The organism is Peribacillus sp. NPDC056705 (assembly GCF_043656335.1).
This window is the reverse complement of sequence record NZ_JBHTYI010000088.1, coordinates 1-2,786: the sequence shown is the minus strand read 5'-3', so window position 1 is coordinate 2,786 and position 2,786 is coordinate 1. Positions and strand designations below refer to the sequence as shown.

General features: G+C 48.0%; 4 protein-coding genes. 2 read left to right on the top strand and 2 right to left on the bottom strand.

Annotated elements, in window-relative coordinates; translation table 11 throughout:
* Positions 1-153: 153 nt before the first annotated feature.
* Both ACFRAK_RS27515 and ACFRAK_RS27510 read right to left on the bottom strand, forming a co-directional pair.
* Positions 154-597, bottom strand: a complete 444-nt coding sequence (locus ACFRAK_RS27515; RefSeq protein ID WP_023960277.1) for a HEAT repeat domain-containing protein — start codon at positions 595-597, stop codon at positions 154-156.
* A 59-nt stretch (positions 598-656) separates the two neighbouring features.
* Positions 657-824 carry a DUF3934 family protein gene (locus ACFRAK_RS27510; protein WP_023960278.1) on the bottom strand — a complete coding sequence of 56 codons (168 nt, stop codon included), beginning with the start codon at positions 822-824 and terminating at the stop codon, positions 657-659.
* Positions 825-1,096: 272 nt separating this feature from the next.
* Here ACFRAK_RS27510 and ACFRAK_RS27505 point away from each other — a divergent pair, with 272 nt between their 5' ends.
* Positions 1,097-1,675 carry a TetR/AcrR family transcriptional regulator gene (locus ACFRAK_RS27505; protein ID WP_394572962.1) on the top strand — a complete coding sequence of 193 codons (579 nt, stop codon included), beginning with the start codon at positions 1,097-1,099 and terminating at the stop codon, positions 1,673-1,675.
* A 73-nt stretch (positions 1,676-1,748) separates the two neighbouring features.
* Positions 1,749-2,786: cytochrome P450 (locus ACFRAK_RS27500; protein ID WP_394572961.1), on the top strand; the 1,038-nt coding region annotated here is incomplete at its 3' end.

The following is a 2,786-nucleotide window of genomic DNA, read 5'->3' as shown; positions in this document are numbered from 1 at the left end:
GCTTTCTGCCCTTGCAATTCCATCAACAGGTCATCAAACGACATCGGTTTATGCTTTCTCAGAGTACCACTCCTAAATAGGTTATTTGTATTCAGTATAACATAACCAAAATTCTCATATGCATGGCTTCAAATGCAGAGTTGATCGAGACGTCTATCTTTTGGAGAAAGAAGTCCAGATCTGCTCAAGCCAAGAATCGAATTCGGCGCCTTTATCACCTTCGTACGTATCATAGATGTCAATTCTCATCTTCTTCAGTTTTTCTTTGAAGTCTTCGTACGTATGGTCGCGGGGCAGGCTTTTCTTCACTCTAAGCAACACCTTCGAGGTATCCTTGATCAGTTCACCTTTGTGCCTCTCTGGCAAGGATACATCTTCTCCAAGGGAGCGGAGCTGATGGTATGCCGCTTCCTGGACTCCATATACCGTATCTGCATGCAGTCTATGCTTCAAAATGTCAATGGATCGCGGGTGATTCCATTTCCCCAAAGCTTCAACCGCTTGCAAACGTTCCCTCCAGTTCGCGTTTCGGTTGGCAGCGCTCTTCAGCTCCGCATAGTTCTCGGGCAGGTCTGTAATAACTTCTTGATTATCCAAATCCGTTCAACTCCTTATTTATATTCCAACCGGCACATCTGAATCTATTTCATGAGAGATTATTTATCAGGCTTGCTGGTGTCCTCTACATGGTCTGCTTGCTTGGTCCCTTTGCTGGTATAGGGTTTCGGTTTGCCCTTGGCTCGCCTAGCCTTGGCATCCCAGCGGCTCCAGCCTTTCTTGCCTGTCCCTCTGCCTGTTCCACCCTTGCCCTTGGATTTACTCAACAAATCACTCCGTTATGGTTAGTCTTGACCTGCTTTGGCTGATGAATAACCAGCACTGTAGAAATATACACTGTATCGGCCTTTATGTATAGGATACCACGGAAATAAATATAAGAATCGTTTGAATTTCAACTTGGTGGTCGATTGTCCCTAAGCTACGTTAACAGGCGGCGAGTTGACTCTTAATAGCGAGCATGTTATGTTATTTTTGAACTGACCAGTCAGATTAAGATGATAACTTAGAATTTAGCCGTGAAAGGGCAGATTTAACCGTGAGCAAAAATAAAATTATTGGCGCAGCCATCGAGGTATTCTCCGAGAAGGGATATCACCGTGCCAGCATGGATGAGATCGCGGCGCGTGCACAGGTTGCCAAAGGCACGTTGTATTATAATTTTCCGGGCAAATCCCAGCTGTTTAAGACCGTGGTGAAGCAGGGTTTCGAGGATATTATGCAGCGGACCGAGGCTGATCTGAACTCCTCTTTGCCGATGAAGGAGAAGATCGAGCGCTTGATTCGCCATCATCTGGATTTATTCCTGGAATCGCGTCATTTCTCCCATATCGTATTTAATGAGATCTCCAACGGTATCGAACAGGATGTACTGGATGATCTGAAGGAGCTCAAGCGAACCTATCTAGGCTTTCTGGCCCGAATTATCGAAGAAGGAAAGTGTGAGGAGAATTTGGTCCGCGATGTGGATCCCCATCTGGCCGCGGCGAGTATCATCGGCACGCTGGAGAGTATGTGTAATTACTATCTGAATCATCAAGAAACGTACTCTCGGGGTGACCTTGAGCAATTTGCGTTTACGATGATTGCACAGGGCCTGTTTATATCGTTAGAATAAGCAGGTCCCTTTTTTTATAGTCGCAATACTGACCAGTCAGTTAAAAAATACGGATGAAAGCGACGGTGTTGAAATGGAATGGAACAAGAACGGTTTACTTCCCTTGGAATGGTTCAAAGAGATGCGTACGAACTCCCCGATAAGCCGAGCCGGAGATGAAGGCTGGAATGTCTTCAAGTATGAGGACGTCAAAGCGGTGTTCACGAATTACGAAGTATTCTCTTCCCAAGGTGTCGCATCTTCTGAGGATCCCATCGATTCCAGCATTTTACGGCAAGATCCACCTAAACACCGCCAGCTGCGTAAATTGGTTTCCAACGCTTTTACACCGCGCATGATTGAGTCGTTAGGACCTAAGATCCAGGAGATTGCCACCTCCTTACTGGATGAAGCAGAGAAGAAGGGGAGGCTGGATGTTGTTGAAGACTTCGCCAGCCCGCTGCCAATTGTTGTGATTGCCGAGATGCTTGGCGTATCGCTGGAGTATCGTGAACGCTTCAAGTCGTGGTCGGAAGCACTCGTCGGTAACAATTCCGATGCTTATTATCAGTGCCAGCGCGAGATGAGTGAATACTTCTCCGAGATCGCCGAGGATCGGCGCCGGCATCCCCAGGACGATCTGATCACGAAGCTGGTGGAAGCGCGTATTGATAACGAACATCTAACGGACCTTGAGATCATTGGATTTTGCATTTTATTACTGGTAGCGGGTAACGAGACCACAACGAACCTGATCTCCTCGGCCGTTCTCGCTTTTGACAGTTTGCCGGAGGTTCGGGCTGAGCTGCTGGCTGATCGTGCACGGATACCAGGCGCGATCGAAGAGGTATTCCGCTACTTCTCGCCCGTTCAACTGATGTTCCGCCATGTCAAGCAAGATACGGTACTGCGTGGTCAGGAACTGAAGGCAGGTCAATTCGTTTATATCTGGATGGCCTCCGCCAACCATGACGAAGACGTGTTTGAGAACTCCGACACCTTTAACATTCATCGAAATCCCAACCCGCATTTGGGTCTGGGCAGCGGAATCCATTACTGCCTCGGCTCCCAGCTTGCCCGAATGGAATCCCGGATTGCGATGGAGACGCTGCTGGATCGCTTCCCGCAATAC